The organism is Streptomyces viridiviolaceus (genome assembly GCF_014650995.1).
GTDB lineage: Bacteria > Actinomycetota > Actinomycetes > Streptomycetales > Streptomycetaceae > Streptomyces > Streptomyces viridiviolaceus.
The window spans coordinates 1-2,064 of record NZ_BMWA01000078.1 but is presented as its reverse complement, the minus strand read 5'-3'; the positions used below and the strand labels follow the sequence as shown (position 1 = coordinate 2,064).

General features: G+C 69.1%; 3 protein-coding genes. All 3 read right to left on the bottom strand.

Translation table 11 applies throughout. The annotated features are described in order from the left end of the window. Positions 1–14 precede the first annotated feature (14 nt). Genes IE260_RS40940 through IE260_RS40930 form a run of 3 tightly spaced genes read right to left on the bottom strand, consistent with a single transcriptional unit; the run spans position 15 to position 1,973 of the window. Complete coding sequence (locus tag IE260_RS40940; protein WP_189881008.1) at positions 15–746, bottom strand: YoaK family protein; 732 nt, start codon at positions 744–746, stop codon at positions 15–17. Further along, entirely contained in the window at positions 739–1,263 is a 525-nt protein-coding gene (locus IE260_RS40935; protein WP_189881007.1) for a DoxX family protein, read from the bottom strand. Before IE260_RS40935 ends, IE260_RS40940 begins: the two co-directional genes overlap by 8 nt. A 47-nt stretch (positions 1,264–1,310) precedes the next feature. Further along, the gene (locus IE260_RS40930) at positions 1,311–1,973 is read right to left on the bottom strand and encodes a hydrolase (protein ID WP_189881006.1); all 663 of its coding nucleotides are present in this window, start codon (positions 1,971–1,973) and stop codon (positions 1,311–1,313) included. Positions 1,974–2,064 lie beyond the last annotated feature (91 nt).

The window sequence follows — 2,064 nt, the reverse complement described above, 5'->3', positions numbered from 1 at the left end:
CTCCTCCGTGGTCCTCATGAGGGGGGCCTGGTCCAGGCGGGGGCGGAGGCGGACAGGCGGTGTGTGGCTGCTGAGGTGGCGATGAGCAGGATCAGGGCCAGCACGAGGATGGTGAGCAGGTCGATGTGCATCAGGAGAAGGGTGCCGGCGAGGGCTCCGAGGAACATGGCGAGGACGGAGAGGATGCGTCGGCCCGGCCGGGCTCCTGCGGTCGGTGTGGTGTCGGCGGCCAGTCCTGTCAGGGTGAGGGTGAGGACGGTGGTGGTGAGGTCGGGGACCGAGAGCCGTCGCGCGACTGCGTTCTGCATGCCCATGGCGATGCCCAGGAGGACGATGAGGGTGTAGCGGACGGGGCTGGTGACTTCGCCGTGGGCGGCCGCGACCGCGATCACGGTCCCGGCGACGAGGACGGCCTGGATGAGCGTCGTGACGGTCAGCAGCCGGCCGCGGTGTGCCGCGAACCGGGTGCCGTACTTGCCTCCGGCGAGTGCTCCCGCCAGGAAGGAGGCCATCGAGACGAGGGACGCCGGTACGGACAGGCCCGGTGCGCCTGCCAGGGCGAAGCCCAGGAAGACGACGTTGCCGGTCATGTTGGCGACGAAGACCCGGCCCAGTGCCAGGTAGCTGACGGCGTCGATGAGGCCGGTGACCACCGTCAGCACCAGCATGAGCGGCGGCAGCGGCCCGTGCGGGTCGCCCTTGGGCGGCCGGAGTGTGTGGGCGGCGTCGGTCAGCAGCCTACGCATGCGGGGTCTCTCCGTCCGTCGCGTCGCCGGTGGCGGGCGGGTGGCTCAGTACTGTGCGGGTGATCAGTCCGCTGACCGGCCCGATGACGATCACCGCGAGGAGGATCCACAGCGGCCAGGCAGTCAGTCCGAGGAGGCCGTCGAGCGACCAGCGGCCGGGGCCGGTGAGAGCGAGTGCCGCGGCGACGGTGACGAGGACCAGGGGGTACTCGTATCCGTCGTTCTGCACCCACAGCCCCTTGTGCCGTTTGACGGTGCCGGCCACCGTCATCACTCCCATGGCGGCCATCGCCGCCAGGGGAGTGAGGAGGCCGGCAGCCAGGAACAGGCCGGCACCGATCTGGCTGCCGCCCGCGGCCACAGCGGTCAGTCTCCCGCCGCGGAAGCCGTCACGGCGGAACTCCTCGGTCCCCCCGGCCAGTCCGTTGCCCCCGAGCCGGAAACTGACTTTCTGCACTCCGTGCCCGGCGATGAGGAGTCCCACCACCAGCCGGAGCACCAACAGTCCGCTGTCCATCGCGTTGTGCCTGTTCCTGACGTCCGTCGTCAACCGTGAGAAGCGGGTCAGCCGGCGGCGTGCTCGCCGATGACGGACTGCGCGTAGACGACCCCGAGACCGTAGGTGCCGCCGTGCTCCTTCACGACGTCCATGACCGGCATGTACGTCTCCTGACGCGCCCAGTCACGCTGGAGCTCCAGGAGCACCTGCACCCAGGTCACCGGCACCACGCCGGCCTGGACCATCCGCTGGATGGCGTGCTCGTGGGCCTGCGGGCTCACGCCACCGGAGGCGTCGGTGACGACGTAGACCTCGTAGCCCTGGGCGAGCGCGGACAGCGCGGGCAGGACCACGCAGACCTCGGTCCACAGACCGGCGATCACCAGCTTCTTGCGTCCCGTCGCCTTGACGGCCTCGACGAAGGCGGTGTCCTCCCAGGCGTTCATCGTGCTGCGGTCGATGATCTCCTGACCGGGGTAGACGTCCGCGAGCTGCGGCATCAGCGGACCGGAGAAGGACTCCGCGGCCACCGTGCTCAGCACGGTGGGAACGCCGAAGACCTTGGCCGCCTTGGCCAGACCGACCGTCGCGTTGATGATCGCGGTACGGTCACCGCTGCCCGTGCCGAAGAACATCTGCGGCTGGTGGTCCACGAACAGCACCGCACAGTTGTCCGGGGTCAGCAGGTCCGGGCTGGGAGCAGCAGTGACCTGAGCAATGTCGACCATGAGAATGCCTTTCAATGAAGGGTTGCAACGATCACGGACGGTCGCCCGCGATCCGGAAGAGAAGGTCATGAGGCCAGAAAGTGCAGGCAGA